The 21,623-nt window shown below is 64.5% G+C and carries 17 protein-coding genes; 7 read left to right on the top strand and 10 right to left on the bottom strand.

All coding sequences use genetic code 11. The annotated features are described in order from the left end of the window. The first annotated feature begins 20 nt into the window (after positions 1-20). Complete coding sequence (locus IB232_RS12985; RefSeq protein ID WP_192399045.1) at positions 21-1,427, top strand: FAD-binding oxidoreductase; 1,407 nt, start codon at positions 21-23, stop codon at positions 1,425-1,427. Here IB232_RS12985 and IB232_RS12980 read toward each other — a convergent pair. After that, complete coding sequence (locus IB232_RS12980; protein WP_192399044.1) at positions 1,391-2,428, bottom strand: AraC family transcriptional regulator; 1,038 nt, start codon at positions 2,426-2,428, stop codon at positions 1,391-1,393. The two genes, IB232_RS12985 and IB232_RS12980, sit on opposite strands and share 37 nt — an antisense overlap. Positions 2,429-2,532: 104 nt before the next feature. Here IB232_RS12980 and IB232_RS12975 point away from each other — a divergent pair, with 104 nt between their 5' ends. Beyond that, positions 2,533-4,914 (top strand): penicillin acylase family protein, encoded by a 2,382-nt coding sequence (locus IB232_RS12975; protein ID WP_192399043.1) that lies wholly within the window; start codon positions 2,533-2,535, stop codon positions 4,912-4,914. Positions 4,915-4,972: 58 nt separating this feature from the next. On the opposite strand, the gene IB232_RS12970 is transcribed toward IB232_RS12975, so the two are convergent. The 8 genes from IB232_RS12970 to IB232_RS12935 form a co-directional block, all read right to left on the bottom strand. Beyond that, complete coding sequence (locus tag IB232_RS12970; protein WP_137973739.1) at positions 4,973-5,851, bottom strand: ABC transporter permease subunit; 879 nt, start codon at positions 5,849-5,851, stop codon at positions 4,973-4,975. Positions 5,852-5,933: 82 nt separating this feature from the next. Further along, the gene (locus IB232_RS12965) at positions 5,934-6,815 is read right to left on the bottom strand and encodes an ABC transporter permease subunit (protein WP_171016363.1); all 882 of its coding nucleotides are present in this window, start codon (positions 6,813-6,815) and stop codon (positions 5,934-5,936) included. A 23-nt stretch (positions 6,816-6,838) separates the two neighbouring features. Further along, positions 6,839-7,993, bottom strand: a complete 1,155-nt coding sequence (potA, locus tag IB232_RS12960) for a polyamine ABC transporter ATP-binding protein (RefSeq protein ID WP_137973741.1) — start codon at positions 7,991-7,993, stop codon at positions 6,839-6,841. Between the two features lie 115 nt (positions 7,994-8,108). Beyond that, a complete protein-coding gene (locus IB232_RS12955) occupies positions 8,109-9,197 on the bottom strand; it encodes a polyamine ABC transporter substrate-binding protein (protein WP_412547736.1) in 1,089 nt (362 codons plus the stop codon). 221 nt (positions 9,198-9,418) lie between these two features. Continuing rightward, positions 9,419-10,519, bottom strand: coding sequence for a polyamine ABC transporter substrate-binding protein (locus tag IB232_RS12950; RefSeq protein ID WP_192399041.1), 1,101 nt, complete (start codon positions 10,517-10,519; stop codon positions 9,419-9,421). Between the two features lie 120 nt (positions 10,520-10,639). Continuing rightward, the gene (locus IB232_RS12945; RefSeq protein ID WP_192399040.1) at positions 10,640-12,013 is read right to left on the bottom strand and encodes an aspartate aminotransferase family protein; all 1,374 of its coding nucleotides are present in this window, start codon (positions 12,011-12,013) and stop codon (positions 10,640-10,642) included. A 61-nt stretch (positions 12,014-12,074) separates the two neighbouring features. Beyond that, positions 12,075-13,433 (bottom strand): glutamine synthetase family protein, encoded by a 1,359-nt coding sequence (locus IB232_RS12940; RefSeq protein ID WP_137973745.1) that lies wholly within the window; start codon positions 13,431-13,433, stop codon positions 12,075-12,077. Between the two features lie 87 nt (positions 13,434-13,520). After that, positions 13,521-14,273 (bottom strand): gamma-glutamyl-gamma-aminobutyrate hydrolase family protein, encoded by a 753-nt coding sequence (locus tag IB232_RS12935; RefSeq protein WP_192399039.1) that lies wholly within the window; start codon positions 14,271-14,273, stop codon positions 13,521-13,523. Positions 14,274-14,551: 278 nt separating this feature from the next. Between IB232_RS12935 and IB232_RS12930 the strand changes: the two genes are divergently transcribed. From IB232_RS12930 to aguA, 5 genes are all read left to right on the top strand, one after another. Then, the gene (locus IB232_RS12930) at positions 14,552-15,931 is read left to right on the top strand and encodes a glutamine synthetase family protein (RefSeq protein ID WP_192399038.1); all 1,380 of its coding nucleotides are present in this window, start codon (positions 14,552-14,554) and stop codon (positions 15,929-15,931) included. 123 nt (positions 15,932-16,054) lie between these two features. Further along, on the top strand, positions 16,055-17,110 hold the full coding sequence (locus IB232_RS12925) for an extracellular solute-binding protein (protein WP_192399037.1): 1,056 nt from the start codon (positions 16,055-16,057) through the stop codon (positions 17,108-17,110). A gap of 94 nt (positions 17,111-17,204) precedes the next feature. Continuing rightward, positions 17,205-17,846 (top strand): TetR/AcrR family transcriptional regulator, encoded by a 642-nt coding sequence (locus IB232_RS12920; protein WP_192399036.1) that lies wholly within the window; start codon positions 17,205-17,207, stop codon positions 17,844-17,846. A 273-nt stretch (positions 17,847-18,119) separates the two neighbouring features. Beyond that, positions 18,120-19,001 (top strand): N-carbamoylputrescine amidase, encoded by an 882-nt coding sequence (gene aguB / locus IB232_RS12915; protein ID WP_192399035.1) that lies wholly within the window; start codon positions 18,120-18,122, stop codon positions 18,999-19,001. A gap of 106 nt (positions 19,002-19,107) precedes the next feature. Further along, complete coding sequence (gene aguA, locus IB232_RS12910) at positions 19,108-20,214, top strand: agmatine deiminase (protein ID WP_192399034.1); 1,107 nt, start codon at positions 19,108-19,110, stop codon at positions 20,212-20,214. Between the two features lie 49 nt (positions 20,215-20,263). On the opposite strand, the gene IB232_RS12905 is transcribed toward aguA, so the two are convergent. Continuing rightward, positions 20,264-21,589, bottom strand: coding sequence for a hypothetical protein (locus tag IB232_RS12905; protein WP_192399033.1), 1,326 nt, complete (start codon positions 21,587-21,589; stop codon positions 20,264-20,266). Positions 21,590-21,623 lie beyond the last annotated feature (34 nt).

Here is a 21,623-nt window from a genome sequence, read left to right as displayed (position 1 = left end):
TGCACGAACAAGGACAGTTCATGCGCGCCCTCTTTCTTCTGTTGATCTTTCTCGGCCTGCCAGCGCTGGCCGGTGAAACGGTCAACGACGTCACCGGCCTCAATCCGATCGAGGTCGCGCAAGTCATCGCCCCTACCGAGTTGGAGCAGATAGTCGCCGCGGTGAAGCAGCATTCCGGCCCCATCAGCATCGGCGGCGGGCGCTTCAGCATGGGCGGCCAGACCGCCACGGACGGCGCCCTGCAGATCGACATGCGCGATTTCGACCAGGTCCTGGAATTCTCCGCCGAGCGCCGCGAGATTCGCGTACAGACCGGCATCACCTGGCGCGAGATCCTCGAATACATAGACCCACACGGCCTGTCGCCACAGATCATGCAGTCCTACGCCAACTTCACGGTCGGCGGCTCGCTGTCGGTCAATGTGCATGGCCGCTACGTCGGCGAAGGCCCGCTGATCGGCTCGGTGCGCAGCATCCGCCTGGTGCTTGCCGACGGCAGCCTGGTGGACGCCAGCCCAAGCCAAAACAGCGAACTGTTCCATGCCCCCATCGGCGGCTATGGCGGCCTGGGCGTCATAGTCGAGGCCACGCTCGGCCTGGCCGAGAACAGCCGCATCGCCCGCGAATCCAAGGTCATGCCGCTCGCCGAGTACCGCGCCTGGTTCGACCAGGAGGTGCGCGACAAGACCGATCTGGTCCTGCACAACGCCATTCTCTATCCGGGCTCCTTCGACAAGGTCCGCGCCGTTTCCTATCGACGCACCGAGGCGGCCCTGACGGAACTGCAACGTCTGACTCCGGCCGACCGCAGCTATTACCTGCAGCATGCCGGCATTCGCCTGACCAGCTCGTCCCGCACCGGCCGCGCCCTGCGCGAGGCGGCGCTGGACCCGCTGCTGTTTCGCGGCGAGCTGGTGCAATGGCGCAACCGCGAGGCCAGCCTGGACGTGCGCGAGCTGGACCCCATCTCCGGGCCGGACTTCAGCTTCGTGCTGCAGGAGTACTTCGTACCGCCACACCAGTTGGAACGCTTCGTCGGCGAGCTGGCACGCCTGACCCGGCAACACGACGCCAACCTGATCAACATCTCGATCCGCCACGCCAAGGCCGATCCCGGCACCCTGCTGGCCTGGGCCCCGGAAGAAGTGTTCGCCCTGGTGCTCTACTATCGCCAGGGCAGCTCTGCCGCCGACCGCAACCGCGCCGCGGCCTGGACCCGCGACCTGATCGACGCCGCACTGGCCTGCGGTGGTCGTTATTACCTGCCTTACCAGATTCACGCCAGCCGCGAGCAGTTCCTCGCCGCCTACCCACGCGCCCCCGAGTTCTTTGCCCTCAAGCAGCGACTCGACCCAGGCTACAAGTTCCGCAATCGACTGTGGGACACCTACTACTCGCCCTTCTCCAGCAGCAGCTTGGCCCGATAGGCATCCGGGGCGATGCCGTACCAGCGGCGGAAGGCCCGGTAGAACGGCGATAGCTCGGCGAAGCCGCAGGCGCGCGCCACTTCGCGGATCGCCTGGCCGTCCTGCAGCAATGCGTGGGCGCGGGCCTGCTGGATCGCTTCGCGCACCTGGCGCAGGTGGCTGCCCTGGGCGGCCAGGCCGCGCTGCAGGGCGGCGGCGGGCATGCCCAGCTCAGCCGCGCAGGCCTGCAGCGAACAGTCGGCGCGGCCCAGGCGCACACCGATCAGGTAGCTCAGGCGATTGAGCAGATCGTTCTCCACCAGCGCAGCCAGCTCCACCTCGGCGTGCTGCCAGAGCACCCGATGCAGGCTCGGGTTGGCATTGCGCGACGGGCGCTTGAGCAGCGCAGCGGGGAACCACAGGGCGTCATGCTCGCAGGCGAAGTTCGGCAGCAGGCCGAACAGCCGGCGGTGCTCGGTCACCCGTGTTGGCCGTGCATGACGGAAGTCGAGGCCGTCGAAACGAAACTCGTCGTCGGTGACCAGCCGCAGCAGCTTGATGAACAGCAGGGCCAGGCATTCCATCTGCTGGCGCAGCGGGCCGAAGCCACGATAGTTGAGGTCCAGCACCAGGCAGGCGCGCTCGCCCTCGACCCGCAGCTGGGCGACGAAGCCGCCGGCCAGGATGTGCTGGAAGTGCAGGAAGCTGTCGATGGCCTGCTGCAGATCGCGGCTGGCTAGCTGCAGGTAGCCGACCACGTCGAGCAGGCGCGGCTTCATCACCTCACCCAGGTGCAAACCGATGTCGGCATCGCCGGTCAGCGCATCCGCACCCAACCAGAACAGCGGTGCCTCGTCGTGGCTGAGACGGCCCTCTGTGGGTGGCGGCACCAGCCGCCGGTGCTGGTTGGTGCGCCGGTAGATCGCAGCCGGATCGTGGCCGAGCTCGGCCAAGGCCTCATAGAGCAGGCGGCGCAGGGTAGCGGAATGGGTCAGCGGCGCGGCGCCGGCAAGCGGGTTCATGGTGGCTCCTTGTTTGACCGGAGAATTCCAGCCACGAGGTCTACGGTCAATGCCGTTGACCGAAGCGCTGCGCAGAATGGCCGCACAACAACAAGGAGCGCGTCATGAAACGCAGTCTGACCTTCCTCGCCGTGGCCATTGCCACGGCTGCCGCCGGCGCCATCTGGTATAGCCAGAGCAAACTTCCCGTGCGCGACGGCACATTGCCCCTCGCCGGCCTGCAGGCCCCCGTCGCGGTGCGTTACGACGAACGCGGCGTACCACATATCCAGGCGCAGAACGAAGCCGACATGTACCGCGCCCTGGGCTTCGTGCATGCCCAGGACCGCCTGTTCCAGATGGAGATGCTGCGCCGCCTGGCCCGTGGTGAGCTGGCGGAAGTGCTCGGGCCGAAGCTGGTCGATACCGACCGTCTGTTCCGTACCCTCGGCATTCGCGAGCATGCCGACCGCTACGCCAAGACCCTCGACCACAACAGCCCTGCCGTCAAAGCACTGCAGGCCTATCTGGAGGGCATCAACCAGTTTCAGGACAGCCGACCGGCACCGGTGGAGTTCGATCTGCTGGGCATAGAACCGCGCCCGTTCACCCTCGAAGACACGGTGTCCGTTGCCGGCTACATGGCCTACAGCTTCGCCGCCGCCTTCCGCACCGAGCCAGTGCTGACCTATGTGCGCGACCAGTTGGGGGGCGACTACCTGAAGGTGTTCGACCTCGCCTGGCACCCCGGCGGCGCTGTCGCCCAGAACCTCAGCGGCGCCGACTGGCAAGCCCTCAACGGCCTAGCCCACCTCAGCCAGCAGGCGCTGGTGGAAGCCGGCCTACCGCAGTTCGAAGGCAGCAATGCGTGGGCCGTGGCCGGCAGCCGCACCGCCAGCGGCAAGCCGCTGCTGGCCGGCGACCCGCATATCCGCTTCGCCGTACCGGCGGTGTGGTACGAGGCGCAGCTGGGCTACCCGGGCTTCGAGCTATACGGCCACCACCAGGCGCTCAACCCCTACGCCTCGCTCGGCCACAACCAGCAGTTCGCCTGGAGCCTGACCATGTTCCAGAACGACGATCTCGACCTGATCGCCGAGAAGGTCAATCCCGACAACGCCAATCAGGTGCAGATCAACGGCCAGTGGGTCGATCTGCAGATCCGCGAGGAGACCATCAAGGTCAAGGGCGGCGAACCGGTCAAGCTGACCCTGCGCCGCTCGCCCCACGGTCCGATTATCAACGACGCCCTCGGCGCCAACGCTGGCAATACACCGATCGCCATGTGGTGGGCCTTCCTCGAAACCGAGAACCCGATCCTCGAGGCCTTCTACCAGCTCAACCGCGCCGACAGCCTGGACAAGGCCCGCGCCGCCACCGCGAAGATCCATTCACCGGGCCTCAACGTGATGTACGCCAACGCCGGCGGCGACATCGGTTGGTGGGCCGCAGCCAAGCTACCGCAGCGCCCGGCCGGAGTGAACCCGAGCTTTATCCTCGACGGCACCAGCGGCGAGGCGGACAAACCCGGCTACCTGCCGTTCAGCGCCAACCCGCAGGAAGAGAATCCGCCACGCGGATATATCGTCTCCGCCAACTACCAGCCAGCCTCGCCGACCGGAGTGAGCATCCCCGGTTACTACAACCTAGCCGACCGCGGCGAGCGCCTGAACCAGCGCCTGGCCCAGCCGGACGTGAAGTGGGACACCCGGAACAGCCAGGCCCTGCAGCTGGACGACGGCACCGGCTATGGCCCGCGCCTGCTGGCGCCGATCCTCGCCGATTTACGCGCTGCGGCAGCGAGTGACGAGGAGCGCGCCCTGGTCGAACAACTGGCAACCTGGGACGGCGGCCACCCGCTGGAGTCCACCGCCGCCACCCTGTTCAACCAGCTGACCTTCGAGCTGGCCAACCAAACCATGTGCGACGAACTGGGCGACGCCTTGTTCGACAGCCTGCTGCAGACCCGCGTGCTCGATGTGGCTTTGCCGCGCCTGACCGCCGAGGCCGGTTCTGTCTGGTGGGACAAGCGCGGCACTGCAGCCGTGGAGAGCCGCGCCGACACGGTCAAGGCCGCCTGGCAGGCCAGCCTCACCCATCTGCGCCAGAGCTTCGGCACGGACAGCAGCCAGTGGACCTGGGGCAAGGGCCACACCCTGACCCACGAACATCCGCTGGGTGCGCAGAAACCACTGAACCTGCTGTTCAACGTCGGCCCGTTCGCCGCACCGGGCGGCCACGAAGTGCCGAACAACCTGTCGCACCGGGTCGGCCCGGCGCCCTGGTCGGTGGTATACGGCCCCTCGACCCGCCGCCTCATCGACATGGCCGATGCCAGCAAGGGCCTGGGCATCAACCCGGTCGGCCAGAGCGGTGTGCCCTTCGACCAGCACTACGCCGACCAGGCCGAGGCCTATATCGACGGGCAGTATGTGCCGATGCACTTCAGCGACGAGGATGTGCAGGCCAATACCCGCGGCACCCTGCAACTACAGCCGGCAGACTGACAACGCCGGCAATGAAAAAGGCCACCCGAGGGTGGCCTTTTTCTTGAGCGGGAAACAGTCAGGCAGCCTGAGCCGGTTTCCAGTTGGAGCTGGTGACTTCCTCGGCCATCGACTCCATCGCCTGCTGGATCGCACGCTTGCGGCGCTCTTCGGCGCGGCGGGCGAAGAACCAGGCGAAGAAGGTGAAGATCGACACGGTCAGCAGGATCAGGCTGGCGATCGCGTTGATCTCCGGCTTCACACCCAGGCGCACGGCGGAGAACACCTCCATCGGCAGGGTGGTGGAGCCGGGGCCGGAGACGAAGCTGGCCAGCACCAGGTCGTCCAGCGACAGGGCGAAGGACATCATGCCGCCGGCCGCCAGGGACGGTGCGATCATCGGAATGGTGATCAGGAAGAACACCTTCCACGGCTTGGCGCCCAGGTCCATGGCCGCTTCCTCGATGGACAGATCCAGTTCGCGCAGGCGTGCCGACACCACCACCGCCACGTAGGCCGAGCAGAAGGTGGTGTGGGCGATCCAGATGGTCATGATGCCGCGCTCGGCGGGCCAGCCGATCAGCTGAGCCATGGCCACGAACAACAGCAGCAGCGACAGACCGGTGATCACTTCCGGCATCACCAGCGGCGCGGTGACCAGGCCACCGAACAGGGTGCGGCCCTTGAAGCGGGTCACGCGGGTCAGCACGAAGGCGGCCAGGGTACCCAGCGCCACCGCGGCGACCGCGGTGTACAGGGCGATCTCCAGGGAGCGCAGCACCGAACCCATTAGCTGGCTGTTGTCGAGCAGGCCGGCATACCACTTGACCGACCAGCCACCCCAGACGGTGACCAGCTTGGAGGCGTTGAACGAGTAGATGACCATGATGACCATGGGCAGGTAGATGAAGGTCAGTCCCAGCCACAGCATGACGGTGGAGAAATTCAGCTTTTTCATGCGCGGCCCTCCATCTCTTTGGCTCGGCTTGGGGATTGAGAGCCGGTTGAACCCAGGGCCCCGCAAGGCAGCTTGAGGATGCTCATGCGCGCCCCTCCATCTCTTTAGCCTGGTTACGGTTGAACCAGATGATCGGGCCCATGAGGATCAGCAGCATGATCACCGCCAGGGCGGACGCCACCGGCCAGTCGCGGTTGTTGAAGAACTCCTGCCACAGCACCTTGCCGATCATCAGGGTCTCCGGGCCGCCGAGCAGTTCCGGAATCACGAACTCGCCCACCACCGGGATGAACACCAGCATGCTGCCGGCGATGATGCCGTTCTTGGACAGCGGCACGGTGATCTTCCAGAAGTTGTTGAAGTTGCTCGAACCCAGGTCCGATGCCGCCTCCAGCAGGCTCATGTCGTGCTTCACCAGGTTGGCGTAGAGCGGCAGGATCATGAACGGCAGGTACGAATAGACGATGCCTATGTACACCGCCAGGTTGGTGTTGAGGATCTGCAGCGGCTCGCTGATCACCCCGATGGACAGCAGGAAACCGTTGAGCAGGCCGTTGTTGCTGAGGATGCCCATCCAGGCGTAGACGCGGATCAGGATCGCGGTCCAGGTCGGCATCATGATCAGCAGCAGCAGGGTGGTCTGCATTTCCTTGCTGGCGCGGGCGATGGCGTAGGCCATCGGGTAGCCGATAAGGATGCACAGCAGGGTGCTGACGAAGGCCATCTTCAGCGAGCCTAGATAGGCCGCCAGGTACAGCTCATCCTCGCTGAGGAAGATGTAGTTGCCCAGGTTGAGCACGATCGACAGCTGATTGTCGGCCCAGCTGTAGATCTCGGTGTAGGGCGGAATCGCCACGTCGGCTTCGGCGAAGCTGATCTTCAGCACGATGAAGAACGGCAGCAGGAAGAACAGGAACAGCCAGAAGAAGGGCACACCGATCACGGCATGCCGCCCGCTGGGCAGGTAGCGTTTCAGTTTGCCGATTTTCATGATTGCAGTACCACGCCGCTATCGTCTTCCCAGTACACCACCACGGCGTCGTCCCAGGTCGGACGCTTGCCGCGACGCTCGGCGTTGGCGATGAAGCACTGCACGATCTGCCCGGAGGTGAGCTTGACGTGGTACACCGAGTGGCCGCCCAGGTAGGCGATGTCGTGCACGGTGCCGTTGCACCAGTTGTACTCGGGGTGCTCGTGGTCGGCCGGCAGGGCGGTGGCCATCAGCAGCTTTTCCGGGCGCAGGGCGTAACTGACCGCCTTGCTCTCGGCCCGGGTGGAGACGCCGTGGCCGATGTAGATCGGCTTGTCCAGCTGCGGGCAGCTGATGATGGCGTGGTCGGTCTCGTCGGTGGTGATCTGGCCGTCGAACAGGTTGACGCTACCGATGAACTCGCAGACCAGGCGGCTGGCCGGGGTCTCGTAGATGTCCACCGGGCTGCCGGTCTGGGCGATCCAGCCGAGGTGCATGATGGCGATGCGCTGGGCCATGGTCATGGCCTCTTCCTGGTCGTGGGTCACCATCACGCAGGTCACGCCGACGCGCTCGATGATCTCCACCAGCTCCAGCTGCATCTGCGAACGCAGCTTCTTGTCCAGGGCGCCCATGGGTTCGTCGAGCAGCAGCAGCTTGGGACGCTTGGCCAGCGAGCGGGCCAGGGCCACGCGCTGACGCTGGCCACCGGACAGCTGGTGCGGCTTGCGGCGCGCGTACTGGGTCATGTGCACCAGCTTGAGCATCTCGGCCACGCGCTCGTCGATCTCGGCCTGGGGCAGCTTGTCCTGCTTGAGGCCGAAGGCGATGTTCTGCGCCACGGTCATGTGCGGGAACAGGGCGTAGGACTGGAACATCATGTTGATCGGCCGCTCGTAGGGCGGCATGTCGGTGATGTCGACGCCATCGAGCAGGATGCGCCCTTCGGTGGGACGTTCGAATCCGGCCAGCATGCGCAGCAGGGTCGACTTGCCCGAACCGGAGCCACCGAGCAGGGCGAAGATCTCGCCCTTGTTGATGGTCAGCGAGACGTCGTCGACGGCGATGGTCTCGTCGAACTTCTTGGTCACGCGATCGATCTTGACCAGCACCTCTTTGGGTTGCTGGTTGCCCTCTAGGGCTTTCTTGTAGGCGCTGGAGGCAACAGCCATTTCCAAAACTCCCGGGAAAATAAGGTCAGAGACCCGAACGATAATCTGCCGCGCCAGGCGCAGCGGTCCCGTACGGTCAGGCCCGGCCCGCCGTACGGTGTAGTGCTGATACTGCTTACTTGCCCGACTTGACCTTGGCCCAGCTACGGGTGACCAGCCGCTGAATCTTCGGCGGCAGCTCGGTGGAAACGTAAAGTTTGTCCAATACCGCCTGCGATGGATAGACCGAAGGATCGTTGCGCACTTCCTGGTCCATCAGCTCACCGGCCTTGGGATTGGGATTGGCGTAGCCGACGTAGTCGCTGACCTTGGCGATGACCGCCGGGTCGAGCAGGTAGTTGATGAAGGCGTGGGCCTCCTTGACGTTCTTCGCATCGGCCGGGATGGCCAGCATGTCGAACCACAGGTTGGCGCCTTCCTTGGGGATGCTGTAGGCGATCTCGATGCCCTTGCCGGCCTCTTCGGCACGGGAAGCGGCCTGGAACACGTCGCCGGAGTAGCCGAAGGCCACGCAGATGTCGCCGTTGGCCAGGTCGCCGATGTACTTGGAGCTGTGGAAGTAGGTGACGTACGGGCGCAGCGCCAGCAGCTTCTCTTCGGCCTTCTTGTAGTCGTCCGGGTTGATGCTGCGCGGGTCGAGGCCCAGGTAGTTGAGCACCGAGGGGAACATCTCGTCCGGCGAGTCCATGAAGGCCACGCCACAGGCGCTGAGCTTCTTCAGGTTTTCCGGCTCGAACAGCACGGCCCAGGAGTCGACCTTGTCGATGCCCAGCACCGCCTTGACCTTCTCGACGTTGTAGCCGATGCCGTTGGTGCCCCACAGGTAGGGCACGGAGTAGAGGTTACCGGCGTCGTTGGCCTCGAGCTGCTTGAGCAGCGCCGGGTCGAGGTTCTGCCAGTTGGGCAGCAGGGAACGGTCGAGTTTCTGGAACGCGCCGGCCTTGATCTGCTTGCCGAGGAAATGGTTGGACGGCACCACGATGTCGTAGCCGGAACGGCCCGCCAGCAGTTTGCCTTCCAGGGTTTCGTTGGAGTCGAACACGTCGTAGACCGGCTTGATGCCGCTGGCCTTCTCGAAGTCGGCCAGGGTGGTCTCGCCGATATAGTCGCTCCAGTTGTAGATGTGCACGGTCGATTCGGCCTGGGCAAAGCCGCTCAGGCCCAGCGCCACGGCGGCGGCGGTCAGGGTTCTGCGGAAAGAAATTCGCACACGTCAGTCCTCTTTCTTGTTGATCTTGCAGGCCGCAATGCGTCCTGGGGTGGTGGAAAATCTGGCTGTCCTATCCCTGACGCCCATGCCGTTCGCCCAGCCGCCCGCGCACGGAGCTGTGTGGGGCTCGTGTGTAACGGTAGTCGAGGTGGGTCATGGGACCTCCTGGCGGTGGCTCCGGCGGGAGCACCCGCCGGAGGGTGTCGCTGTTTGGCTTACTTGCCGGACTTGATGGTGGTCCAGCTGCGAGTCATGGTGCGCTGCACTTTCGCCGGCAGATCCGGGAAGGTGTAGATCTTGGCCATGGTCGCGGCGTCCGGGTAGATGCCCGGGTCGTTGCGGATCGCCTCGTCAACCAGCGGAGTGGCCGCCGCGTTGCCGTTGGGGAACTGCACGAAGTTGGTGATCTCGGCCATGATTTCCGGCTTCATCAGGAAGTTCAGGAAGGCATGGGCGCCCTCGACGTTCTTCGCGTCGGCCGGTACGGCCAGCATGTCGAAGAAGCTGCCGGCACCTTCTTTCGGGATGCTGTACAGGATGTTCACGCCGTTCTTGGCTTCTTCGGCGCGGGACTTGGACTGGTACAGGTCGCCCGAGTAGCCGATGGCCACGCAGATGTTGCCGTTGGCCAGGTCGCCGATGTACTTCGAGCTGTGGAAGTAGGCGGTGTCCTTGCGCACGGAGAGGAACAGTTCCTCGGCCTTCTTCAGCTCATCCGGCTTCTCGCTGGTGGGACTGAAGCCCAGGTAGTTGAGGGCGGCCGGCAGGATCTCGGTTGGCGAGTCGAGGAAGGACACGCCGCATTCCTTCAGCTTGGCCATGTTCTCCGGCTTGAACACCAGGTCCCAGGAATCGACCGGGGCGTTTTCGCCCAGCACGGCCTTGACCTTGTCGACGTTGTAGCCGATGCCGATGGTGCCCCACATGTAGGGGATGGAGTACTGGTTGCCCGGGTCGCTCGGATCGAGGGCCTTGAGCAGGTTGGTATCGAGGTTCTTCCAGTTCGGCAGCTTGGACTTGTCCAGCTTCTGGAACACGCCGGCCTTGATCTGCTTGGCCAGGAAGGGGTTGGACGGTACGACGATGTCGTAACCGGAGCTGCCCGCAAGCAGTTTGGCTTCCAGCACTTCGTTGCTATCGAAGACGTCGTAGACGACCTTGATGCCGGTTTCCTTGGTGAACTTCTCCAGGGTTTCCGGGGCGATGTAGTCGGACCAGTTGTAGACGTGCAGTACCTTGTCGTCGGCCTGGGCCACGCCGGCCACGGCGCCTGCCAGGGTCATGGCAAGGAGAGTCTTGCCGAAGGTCTTGATCATGCGGGTTAGCTCCATTGTCGTTTGAAGTATCCGGGGCTGCGTCGCCTGAGCGACGCACCCTCCGGTGAGCCTGGCCAACGCACCCCGCAGTCTGGCAAGGTCTGGCCCGTCACTCAAGCCTTACACCAGCACTGCCCGGGCGGTCAGATCGAGACACTTGCGTGCCTTTTCGACCAGCTCGTCGATCTCGCTTTTACTGATCACCAGCGGTGGCGCGATGATCATGGTGTCGCCAACGGCGCGCATGATCAGCCCGTTCTCGAAGCAATGGCCGCGGCAGATCATGCCGACGCCCATCTCGCTCGGGAAACGCTCGCGGGTCTGCTTGTTCTTCGCCAGTTCAATAGCGCCGAGCATGCCCACACCGCGGACTTCGCCCACCAGCGGATGATCCGCCAGCTCACGCAAACGCTTCTGCAAATAGGGTGCCGTTTCGCTCTGCACCCGCTCGATAATCTTCTCTTCCTTGAGAATGCGCAGATTGGCCAGGCCGACGGCGGCGGCCACCGGGTGCCCGGAGTAGGTGAAGCCGTGGTTGAAGTCACCGCCGGCGTTGATCACCTGGTACACCTTGTCGCTGACGATCAGGCCACCCATGGGCACGTAGCCGCTGGTCATGCCCTTGGCGATGGTGATCAGGTCCGGCTTGTTGCCGTAGAACTCGCTGGCGAACCACTCGCCGGTACGGCCGAAACCGCAGATCACTTCGTCGGCGACAAATAGAATGTCGTACTTGGCGAGGATCTCGCGGACGCGCGGCCAGTAGCTGTCCGGCGGAATGATCACGCCGCCCGCGCCCTGGATCGGTTCGGCAATGAAGGCCGCGACGTTATCTTCGCCGACTTCGAGAATCTTCTTCTCCAGCTGGTCGGCGGCCCAGAGACCGAACTCTTCCGGGCTCATGTCGCCGCCTTCGCCGAACCAGTACGGCTGCGGGATATGCACGATGCCGGGGATCGGCAGGTCGCCTTGCTCGTGCATGTACTTCATGCCGCCCAGGCTGGCGCCGGCCACGGTGGAGCCGTGGTAGCCGTTGTGTCGGCTGATGATCACCTTCTTGCTCGGCTGGCCCTTGCTCGCCCAGTAGTGGCGGACCATGCGCAGCATGGTGTCGTTGCCTTCCGAGCCGGAGCCGGTGAAGAACACGTGATTCATGCCAGCCGGCGCCACATCGGCGATGGCCTTGGCGAACTCCAGCGCCGGCGGGTGGGCGGTCTGGAAGAAGGTGTTATAGAAAGGCAGCTCGCGCATCTGCGCGGCAGCAGCCTCGACCAGCTCTTCGCGGCCGTAACCGACGGCGACGCACCAGAGACCGGCCATGCCGTCGAGAATCTTGTTGCCTTCGCTGTCCCACAGGTAGACACCGTCGGCCTTGGTGATGATGCGCGGGCCCTTCTCGTGCAGCTGCTGATAGTCGCTGAACGGCGCAAGGTGGTGCTCACGGCTCATGGCCTGCCACTCGCGGGTTTTCGGGTTGTTCGCTTGGTTAGTCATTCTTCACCTCAGATTACGCATCCGGTCGGGGCGCCGGGCGGATACCCGACGCCCTTCCCCATCAGACGGAGAGCAGCAGGAACTCGCGTTCCCAGGAGCTGATCACCCGCTTAAAGTTTTCGTGCTCGGCGCGCTTCACCGCGACATAGCCGCGGACGAACTTCTCGCCCAGGTATTTCTCGGCGGCCTTGCAGGCCTCCATGCGCTCCAGCGCGCTTTCGATGGTCACCGGCAGACGCAGGTTGCGCCGCTCGTAGCCACGCCCCTTGACCGGTGCGCTGGGCTTGAGGCCCTCGACCATGCCGATGTAGCCGCACAGCAGCGAGGCCGCCAGCACCAGGTAGGGGTTGGCGTCGGCACCGGCCAAGCGGTTTTCCACGCGGCGGTTCTGCGGGCCGGCTTCCGGCACGCGCAGGCCCACAGTGCGGTTCTCCTCGCCCCATTCCACGTTCACCGGCGCCGAGGTATCGGGCAGGAAGCGGCGGAACGAGTTGACGTTCGGCGCGAACAGCGGCAGCACCTCGGGGATGTACTTCTGCAGGCCGCCGATGTGGTGCATGAATAGCTCGCTCATGCTGCCGTCGTCGTTGGAGAACAGGTTCTTGCCGGTCTTGATGTCCACCACGCTCTGGTGGATGTGCATGGCGCTGCCCGGCTGATCGGTGATCGGCTTGGCCATGAAGGTGGCCGCCACGTCATGCTTCAGCGCGGCCTCGCGCATGGTGCGTTTGAACACGGTGATCTGGTCGGCCAGGTGCAGGGCGTCGCCGTGACGGAAGTTGATTTCCATCTGCGCCGGACCGTCTTCGTGGATCAGCGTGTCGAGGTCCAGCTCCTGCAGCTCGCACCAGTCGTAGACGTCTTCGAACAGCGGGTCGAATTCGTTGGCCGCGTCGATGGAGAACGACTGGCGACCGACTTCCGGGCGCCCGGAGCGGCCCATCGGCGCTACCAGCGGGAAGTCCGGGTCGCTGTTGCGCTTGGTCAGGTAGAACTCCATCTCCGGCGCGACGATCGGCTTCCAGCCCTTGTCGGCGTAGAGCTTAAGGATGTTCTTGAGGATGTTGCGTGGCGACAGCTCGATCGGGTTGCCCTGCTTGTCGAAGGTGTCGTGGATCACCATCGCAGTAGGCTCGATGGCCCAGGGCACGAGGAACACGGCGTTCTCGTCCGGACGGCAGAACATGTCGATGTCCGCCTCGTCGAGCAGCTCGTAATAGATGTCGTCCTCGACGTAGTCGCCGGTCACGGTCTGCAGCAGCACACTCTCGGGGAGGCGCATGCCCTTCTCGTCGAGGAACTTGTTGGTCGGCGAGATCTTACCGCGTGCAATGCCGGTAAGATCGCTGATCAAGCATTCAACTTCGGTGATTTTGCGTTCTTTCAGCCAGCTGGTGAGCTGGTCTAGCTTGGTACTCATAGAGACCTCAGGGTTGTAGAGCGGCTACTGCGGACCGGTTAAAGCCTAGCGAAACCTCCGAGTTTCACCGACCGGTTGCTCACCTACTCAGCGTTGTCCCGCCCTCTTCCTGCAAGCCTCACCAAAGGCCTGGAAGATGGCGAGATAATTCGGGTTGGATCGTACTTGCCACTCCGGGTGCCACTGCACACCGAGAGCGAAGCTTGGCGCACCTTCGACGGAGAAGGCTTCGATCAACCCGTCAGGCGCCAGTGCTTCTACGCGAAGGCCCGGCGCCAGACGCTGAACGCCCTGGCCATGAATGGAATTGACACTGATCTCGTCCGGCAAGCCGAGGCCGGCGAGCACCCCACCCGCTTGCACACGCACGGTGTGACGGGGGGCATATTGCACCTCGACCGGCTCGTCGGCCGGCTCGCGGTGGTCCATCAGCCCGGCCACTTCCTGCACGCGCTGGTGCAGGCTGCCGCCAAAGGCCACGTTCATTTCCTGGAAGCCGCGACAGATGCCCAGCACCGGAATGCCGGCAGCGATGGCCTGGCGGATCAGCGGCAGCGTAGTGGCGTCGCGAGCGATATCGTGGGCTGTGCCTGGCGCACTGGCCGGGCCACTATAATGATGAGGTTCGACATTGGACGGCGAACCGGTGAACAGCAGGCCGTCGATGCTGGCCAGTAGAGTGGGTTGATCGATCAGTTCGCCCAGGGCGGGGATCACCAGAGGCAGACCCTCCGCTCCGACCGCCACCGCGCGGACATATTTGTCGCCGACGATGTGGTTGGGGTGAAGTCCGACCTGCTTGGTGCAGGCGGTGACGCCGATCAACGGCAGGCGCAACATGGGACACCTTGTTTTATTGCTGTTGTTAGGTTGAGGCCGAGATTAGCCTTGTTCAATTTTTTACACAATAGGGCTGTAAAAAATTGAACACAGGCAACTGAGCAGCAGGCCGCACAAGGCTGACCGGCGGGTCGAAAAACCCTGGAGCGCCCCAAAACTGGCCATCGAGCCCCGTTTCAGGGCAAAATGGCCCGCTATTGACAGCCCTGGGTGTTTGAGATTGACTCACAGCTGCACAATTACATGATTGAAATTTTTAACAAAAAAGGTGTTGCATCATGTCGGTACCCCCGCGTGCCGTTCAGCTCAACGAGGCGAACGCGTTCCTTAAGGAACATCCTGAGGTCCAGTTCGTTGACCTTCTAATTGCAGATATGAATGGGGTGGTGCGCGGCAAGCGCATCGAAAGGAACAGCCTGCACAAGGTGTATGAAAAGGGCATCAACCTGCCCGCTTCGCTGTTCGCCCTTGATATCAACGGCTCCACTGTCGAAAGCACCGGCCTCGGCCTGGACATCGGCGACGCCGACCGCATCTGCTTCCCCATCGCCAATACCCTGTGCAACGAGCCTTGGCAAAAACGCCCGACCGCACAGCTGCTGATGACCATGCACGAACTGGACGGCAAGCCGTTCTTCGCCGACCCGCGCGAAGTGCTGCGGCAGATCGTGAGCAAGTTCGACGAGATGAACCTGCGCATCTGCGCCGCCTTCGAGCTGGAGTTCTACCTGATCGACCAGGAGAACGTGAACGGCCGTCCGCAGCCGCCGCGCTCGCCGCTGTCAGGCAAGCGTCCGATCTCCACCCAGGTGTACCTGATCGACGACCTCGACGAGTACGTCGACTGCCTGCAGGACATGCTCGAAGCCGCCAAGGAACAGGGCATCCCGGCCGACGCCATCGTCAAGGAAAGCGCCCCGGCGCAGTTCGAGGTCAACCTGCACCACGTCGAAGACGCGATCAAGGCCTGCGACCATGCGCTGCTGCTCAAGCGCCTGATCAAGAACATCGCCTACGACCATGAGATGGACACCACCTTCATGGCCAAGCCCTACCCGGGCCAGGCGGGCAACGGCCTGCACGTGCACATCTCGCTGCTCGACAAGACCACCGGCAAGAACATCTTCACCAGCGATGATCCCCAGGAGAACGCCGCACTGCGCCATGCGATCGGCGGTGTCCTGGAGACCATGCCGGCGTCCATGGCCTTCCTTTGCCCCAACGTCAACTCGTACCGCCGCTTCGGCGCGCAGTTCTATGTTCCCAATGCGCCGAGCTGGGGCCTGGACAACCGCACCGTGGCCGTCCGCGTGCCGACCGGCAGCGCCGATGCCGTGCGCATCGAGCACCGCGTGGCCGGCGCCGATGCCAACCCGTACCTGATGATGTCGGCGATCCTCGCCGGTATTCACCACGGCCTGACCAATAAGGTCGAGCCGGGCGAGCCGATCGAGGGCAACTCGTACGAGCAGCTGGAGCAGAGCCTGCCGAACAACCTGCGCGATGCCCTGCGCGAGCTGGACGACAGCGAAGTACTGAACAAGTACATCAGCCCGGACTACATCGACATCTTCGTCGCGTGCAAGGAAGCCGAGCTGCAGGAGTTCGAGACCACCATCTCCGACCTCGAATACAACTGGTACCTGCATACCGTTTGACGCAACACCCGACGCCGGCCCCAGTGCCGGCGTTGTTTTTTCTACTGCCCCGGTTCTGCCTGCCCGCCCGCCCCGGCGCGCGGATTGGCGAAGCCTTGCCCATCATTCGCCAAGGAGGTCGTCATGTTTCGCGTTCTTGCTCCGCTGCTGCTGGCCCTCGCTCCCGGACTGGCGGCCGCCGCCGACAGCATCCGGGTCTACAACTGGAACGACTACATCGCCCCGCAGGTGCTGGAGGACTTCACCAAGGCCACCGGCATCGCCGTCGAGTACCACACCTTCAGTACCGACGAGGAACTGGACAAGGTGCTGGCCAGTGGCGAGAGCATCGATGTCGCCGTGCCCTCGCATGACGAGCTGCCGGCGCTGATCGCCGCCGGCAAGCTGCAGCCGCTGGACATGAGCCGCCTGCCCAACCGCAAGCACCTGGACAAGCAGCTGCTGAGCAAGCTGGCCGCCGTCGACCCGCAGAACCGCTACGCCAGCCCGTACCTATGGGGCGCCGTCGGCCTGGCGATCAACACGCCGCAAGCCGAAGCGGCCTTCGGCGGCCCGCTGCCGCACAGCTGGAGTCTGCTGTTCGACCCGGCGCAGAGCGCCAGGCTGGCCAGCTGCGGCATCAGCGTGCTGGATGCCCCGGACGAGCTGCTCTACAGCCTGCTGAGCTACCAGGGCCGCAGCTTCTCCAACAGCTCGCCGGGGCGCATCCGCCGCGCCGGCGAAGCCTTGCAGAACCTGCGACCGAACCTGCGCTACGTGAACAGCGAGCGCTACATCGAGGACCTCAACCAGGGCAGGCTGTGCATGGCCGTGGCCTGGGTCGGCGACGCCCTGGGCGCCAGCGATGCCGGCCAGCCGGTGCAGTTCGTGGTGCCGGACGAAGGCTCCACCCTGTTCATCGACAGCCTGGTGATCCCGGCCAGCGCGCGTCGCGCCGACCTGGCGCACCAGTTCATCGACTACCTGATGCAACCGCAGGTGGCCGCGCAGATCACCAGCGAAACGCTGTACCCCAGCGCCAACGTCGCCGCCCGCGAGTTCCTCGAGCCGGACCTGCGCGAGCAGCTGAACCGCGACCTGGAAGCCGCCAAGAGCCGCCTGTTCGCCCTGGTGCCGCTGCCGGACAAGCTCAAGGCACCGCGCGACGAAGTGTGGAACCGCTTCCGCGACGGCAGCTGAGCGCCGGGTCACCAGCTCGGCCCCTCCCTTGGAGCGGCTTGCCTCACCTGTCCGTCTGGCGTCCAATAGCGCCTGCCACGGACAGGAGACCGGCATGACCCGCACCGCAAGCCCCCGCAAGCCCCGCGCCAGCAGCCAGGCGCGCATCGACCTGATCCTCGGGGCGGCGCGCGACCTGCTCAGCAGCCAGGGCTTCGCCGGCCTGACCATCTATGCGGTGGCCGAGCGCGCGGACATCCCGCCCTCCTCGGTGTATCACTTCTTCGCCAGCGTGCCGGCGCTGCTCGAGGCACTGACCGCCGACATCCACGCGGCCTTTCGCGACTGCCTGCTGCAGCCGGTTGAGCACGCCTCGCTGCACGACTGGCGCGACCTGTCGCGTGTCATCGAGGAGCGCATGCTGGCGATCTACGCCGGCGACAGCGCCGCACGCCAGCTGATCCTGGCCCAGCACGGCCTGGCCGAAGTGATCCAGGCGGACCGCCAGCACGACTTGGAACTCGGTCGCCTGATGCAGGCGGTGTTCGACCGCCACTTCCCGCTGCCGCAATTGCCCAGCGACATCGACGTGTTCGCCCTGGCCATGGAGCTGGGCGACCGGGTCTACGCCCGCGCCATGCAGCTGCACGGCGAGATCACCCCGCGCATGGCCGAGGAAGGCATGCGCGTGTTCGATGCCTACCTGGCCCTGTACCTGCCGCCTGCCCTACCCAAGCGCGAAAAGCCCCTGTCATAAGCCGATATCCATCGGCCAACTCTCGCCTGCTCATTTCCTCCTGCGGCGGGCAATCACCCTGCCTTTCAGGCTTTGGCTGCGCTTTCTAAGCCAAATATTTATCCGCAAAGCTTGGGAAATTTCCGATAGAGATCGGTTGTTTTTCTTTTAAAGTCGATTTTTATCGGATATAAATTGACCCATCCACCGTCCCGCCAACCCAGCAGCGGGGCGTAGCCATGGGGTCTCTGCTAGTGTCAGAAGACCTCTTTGCATGCTCCACCGAGGTGCTTCATGTCGCGTATCGTCACCGTCGCCGCCACCCAGATGGCCTGTTCCTGGGACAGCGCCGCCAATATCGCCACAGCCGAGAAACTGGTGCGCCAGGCAGCCGCCAACGGGGCGCAGATCATCCTGATCCAGGAGCTGTTCGAGACGCCCTACTTCTGCCAGAAGCCCAACCCCGACTACCTGCAGCTGGCCAGCCCGACCGAGGATAACCCGGCGATCCTGCACTTCCAGAAAGTCGCCAAGGAGTTGCAGGTGGTGCTGCCAATCAGCTTTTACGAGCGTGCCGGCCGCGCCCGCTTCAACAGCATCGCGATCCTCGACGCCGACGGCAGCAACCTCGGCGTGTACCGCAAGAGCCACATCCCGGATGGTCCCGGCTATCACGAGAAGTACTACTTCAACCCGGGCGACACCGGCTTCAAGGTGTGGAACACCCGCTACGCCACGATCGGCGTGGGTATCTGCTGGGATCAGTGGTTCCCCGAGGCCGCGCGCAGCATGGCCCTGCTCGGTGCCGAGCTGTTGTTCTATCCGACCGCCATCGGCAGCGAGCCGCACGACCCGAGCATCAGCTCGCGCGACCACTGGCAGCGCGTGCAGCAGGGCCACGCCGGCGCCAACCTGATGCCGCTGATCGCCGCCAACCGCATCGGTTGCGAGGAACAGGACGGCTACCACATCACCTTCTACGGCTCCTCGTTCATCGCCGACCAGTTCGGCAAGAAGGTCGCGGAACTGGGCGAGACAGAGGAAGGCGTGCTGGTGCACAGCTTCGACCTCGACCAGCTGGAACACATCCGCAGCGCCTGGGGCAGCTTCCGCGATCGCCGACCGACCCTGTATGGTCCGCTCAAGACCCTCGACGGCCACCTGGCCTCCGAATGATTCACCGACGCCGGCTCCCACAAGGGCCCGGCGCAGCAGCCCGGATGTGATCCGGAAATCCCTGACACACGCCCCCGGGACCATCTCCGGGTTACAGGAGCAGGACATGACCACCCTCAACAGCACCCCGCGCGCCGACGGCTTCCGCATGCCCGCCGAGTGGGAGCCCCACAGCCAGACCTGGATGGTCTGGCCCGAGCGCCCGGACAACTGGCGCCTCGGCGGCAAGCCGGCGCAGGCCGCCTTCACCGCCGTGGCCAAAGCCATCGCCGAGTTCGAACCAGTGACCATCTGCGTCTCCGCCAGCCAGTATGAAAACGCCCGCGCGCGCCTGGAAGGCAGCGGCATCCGCCTGGTGGAAATCACCACCGACGACGCCTGGGTGCGCGACACCGGGCCGACCTTCGTGATCAACGCCAGCGGCGAAGTGCGCGGCGTGGACTGGACCTTCAACGCCTGGGGCGGCTTCGACGGCGGCCTGTACTGGCCGTGGCAACGCGACGACCAGGTGGCCAGCAAGATCCTCGGGATCGAGCGCTGCGAGCGCTACCGCACCGAGGGTTTTGTCCTGGAAGGCGGCTCCATCCACGTCGACGGCGAAGGCACCCTGATCACCACCGAGGAGTGCCTGCTCAACAAGAACCGCAACCCGCACCTGTCCCGCGAACAGATCGAGCAGATCCTCAATGAGCACCTGGCCATCGACACGGTGATCTGGCTGCCGGACGGCCTGTTCAACGACGAGACCGACGGCCACGTCGACAATTTCTGCTGCTACGTGCGCCCAGGCGAAGTGCTGCTGGCCTGGACCGATGATGTGAACGATCCCAACTACCCGCGCTGCCAGGCGGCGATGAAGGTGCTGGAATCGGCGCGCGACGCCAAGGGCCGCCAGCTGGTGGTGCACAAGATGCCGATCCCCGGCCCGATCCACGCCACTGAAGAAGAGTGCGCCGGCGTCGACGCCGCCGATGGCAGCCAGGAACGTAGCCCCGAGGTCCGCCTGGCCGGCTCCTACGTCAACTTCCTGATCGTCAACGGCGGCATCGTCGCGCCGAGCTTCGACGACGCCAAGGACGAGGAAGCCCGCGCCATCCTCCAGCGCGTGTTCCCCGAGCACCGCGTGGTGATGGTGCCCGGCCGCGAGATCCTCCTCGGCGGCGGCAACATCCACTGCATCACCCAGCAGCAGCCGGCGCCGCAAGGGCACTGATCGCCGCCCATAAAAAAGCCCGCCAATCGGCGGGCTTTTTTGTTGTGCCTCACTGGGCCTGGAGCTGCATCTGCGGCTTCGGCGGTTGAGGCTTGGGCTCGACGGCCTTGATCTGCAGGCTCGGCTTCGGCGGCTCGGGTTGGGTCTGCGGCGCTTGCAGCTTCATCTCCGGTTTCGGCTGGGGCTGCGGGGCCTGCAGTTTCATCCCCGGGTTGGGTTGCGGATGCGGCTCCGGCTTCACGGTGTCCATCTGCAGCTGCTTGCCCTGCTCGCCGATATCGATGTTGAGGGTGCTGGTGCACAGCACTTCCACGGCCACCACGCTCGACTGCTTCTTGTTCGGCGCGATGACGTTGAGGCGGTAGCTGCGCTTGACCAGAGTGCCCTGGCCCTGAGTGTTGGCCTTAAAGCCGCCGATGCCCTGCTGCTGCGGTTGCGGATCGGGCTTGATGCTGACCTTCTGGCTGATCACCCGCTGGGTAGCCTCGCCGACCTTGCCCGGCAGGTTGCTGGTCATCTGCACGGCCGCGCCCTTGCCGCCGACTTCTTCCAGCCAGTACTTGATCTGGCCACCGCCAGAACCCTTGATGGTGGCCTTGAGGGTGATCTCGGCCGGGCACACGCCCTTCAGCTTGGCTGGCTGGGCGACCAGCTCGACGCTGTTGACCTGGAAGCCGGCCGCCAGACCCTGCGGGCCCTTCGGCGGAGCCATCTTGTCGGCGATGGCCGGGTTGCCCAGGCACTGGATGGTCACCGGCGCGGTCTTGTCCCACAGGTGGTACTGGTGGCTGCTGGCCGGCCGCGAGGTACCCGGGCCACCGCCCAGCTGGTAAAAGCCGGCCATCTTCAGCGGCACGTTGAGCTTGACGTTGAAGCCCTGGCGCAGCACCTGGTTGAGGCCCTTGCCCTGCTTCAACCGGTTGCTCTTCTCGAAGCCGCAGTAGAGGGCGATATCTGCTCCCGGGATACCGTCCGCCACCAGTAGCTTGAACGGCAGGTTGGCGTTCAGGTAGCCGCTGCTGGCCAGCACCTTGCTGGCGCCCAGGTCGAACATCTGCGACTTCTCGAAGTAGTTCTCGCCGCCCTTGGGAATCTTCGCCTCGCCGACATAGATGCGCGCCCAGGGCTTGTTCGGCTGCTGCGACCACTGGTGGGTGTACTGGAAGCGCATCTTCACGGTAGTGCTGGGGATCACCGTCCACTCGCCCTTCTGGTCCAGCTGCACCTTGAGGGTATGCGACTGGCTGGCATCCGGCATGGCCTTGATGCTGGCCTTGGCCGCCGGGTTGTCATCGACGGCCAGGGCCTGGCCGGTGGCCAGCAGCAGGGCCAGACCGAGGGTGTTGAGGGTGAAGATGGAGTTGGACGCTTTCATGGGGTTGCTCCTGGTGGGGCGTGATTGGTTGCCT

The organism is Pseudomonas sp. PDM15 (assembly GCF_014851565.1).
Taxonomy (GTDB): domain Bacteria; phylum Pseudomonadota; class Gammaproteobacteria; order Pseudomonadales; family Pseudomonadaceae; genus Aquipseudomonas.
The sequence above is the reverse complement of the archived record's forward strand: the minus strand, read 5'-3'. Positions and strand labels throughout refer to the sequence as shown.

Excerpts from the sequence above, each read along its gene's own strand:
- IB232_RS12920 (WP_192399036.1), top strand. The coding sequence starts at position 17,205 with ATGACCCGCACCGCAAGCCCCCGCAAGCCCCGCGCCAGCAGCCAGGCG.
- IB232_RS12950 (WP_192399041.1), bottom strand. The coding sequence starts at position 10,519 with ATGATCAAGACCTTCGGCAAGACTCTCCTTGCCATGACCCTGGCAGGC.
- IB232_RS12930 (WP_192399038.1), top strand. The coding sequence starts at position 14,552 with ATGTCGGTACCCCCGCGTGCCGTTCAGCTCAACGAGGCGAACGCGTTC.
- aguB (WP_192399035.1), top strand. The coding sequence starts at position 18,120 with ATGTCGCGTATCGTCACCGTCGCCGCCACCCAGATGGCCTGTTCCTGG.
- IB232_RS12940 (WP_137973745.1), bottom strand. The coding sequence starts at position 13,433 with ATGAGTACCAAGCTAGACCAGCTCACCAGCTGGCTGAAAGAACGCAAA.
- IB232_RS12925 (WP_192399037.1), top strand. The coding sequence starts at position 16,055 with ATGTTTCGCGTTCTTGCTCCGCTGCTGCTGGCCCTCGCTCCCGGACTG.
- IB232_RS12945 (WP_192399040.1), bottom strand. The coding sequence starts at position 12,013 with ATGACTAACCAAGCGAACAACCCGAAAACCCGCGAGTGGCAGGCCATG.
- IB232_RS12985 (WP_192399045.1), top strand. The coding sequence starts at position 21 with ATGCGCGCCCTCTTTCTTCTGTTGATCTTTCTCGGCCTGCCAGCGCTG.
- IB232_RS12980 (WP_192399044.1), bottom strand. The coding sequence starts at position 2,428 with ATGAACCCGCTTGCCGGCGCCGCGCCGCTGACCCATTCCGCTACCCTG.
- IB232_RS12905 (WP_192399033.1), bottom strand. The coding sequence starts at position 21,589 with ATGAAAGCGTCCAACTCCATCTTCACCCTCAACACCCTCGGTCTGGCC.
- aguA (WP_192399034.1), top strand. The coding sequence starts at position 19,108 with ATGACCACCCTCAACAGCACCCCGCGCGCCGACGGCTTCCGCATGCCC.
- IB232_RS12935 (WP_192399039.1), bottom strand. The coding sequence starts at position 14,273 with ATGTTGCGCCTGCCGTTGATCGGCGTCACCGCCTGCACCAAGCAGGTC.
- IB232_RS12975 (WP_192399043.1), top strand. The coding sequence starts at position 2,533 with ATGAAACGCAGTCTGACCTTCCTCGCCGTGGCCATTGCCACGGCTGCC.
- potA (WP_137973741.1), bottom strand. The coding sequence starts at position 7,993 with ATGGCTGTTGCCTCCAGCGCCTACAAGAAAGCCCTAGAGGGCAACCAG.
- IB232_RS12970 (WP_137973739.1), bottom strand. The coding sequence starts at position 5,851 with ATGAAAAAGCTGAATTTCTCCACCGTCATGCTGTGGCTGGGACTGACC.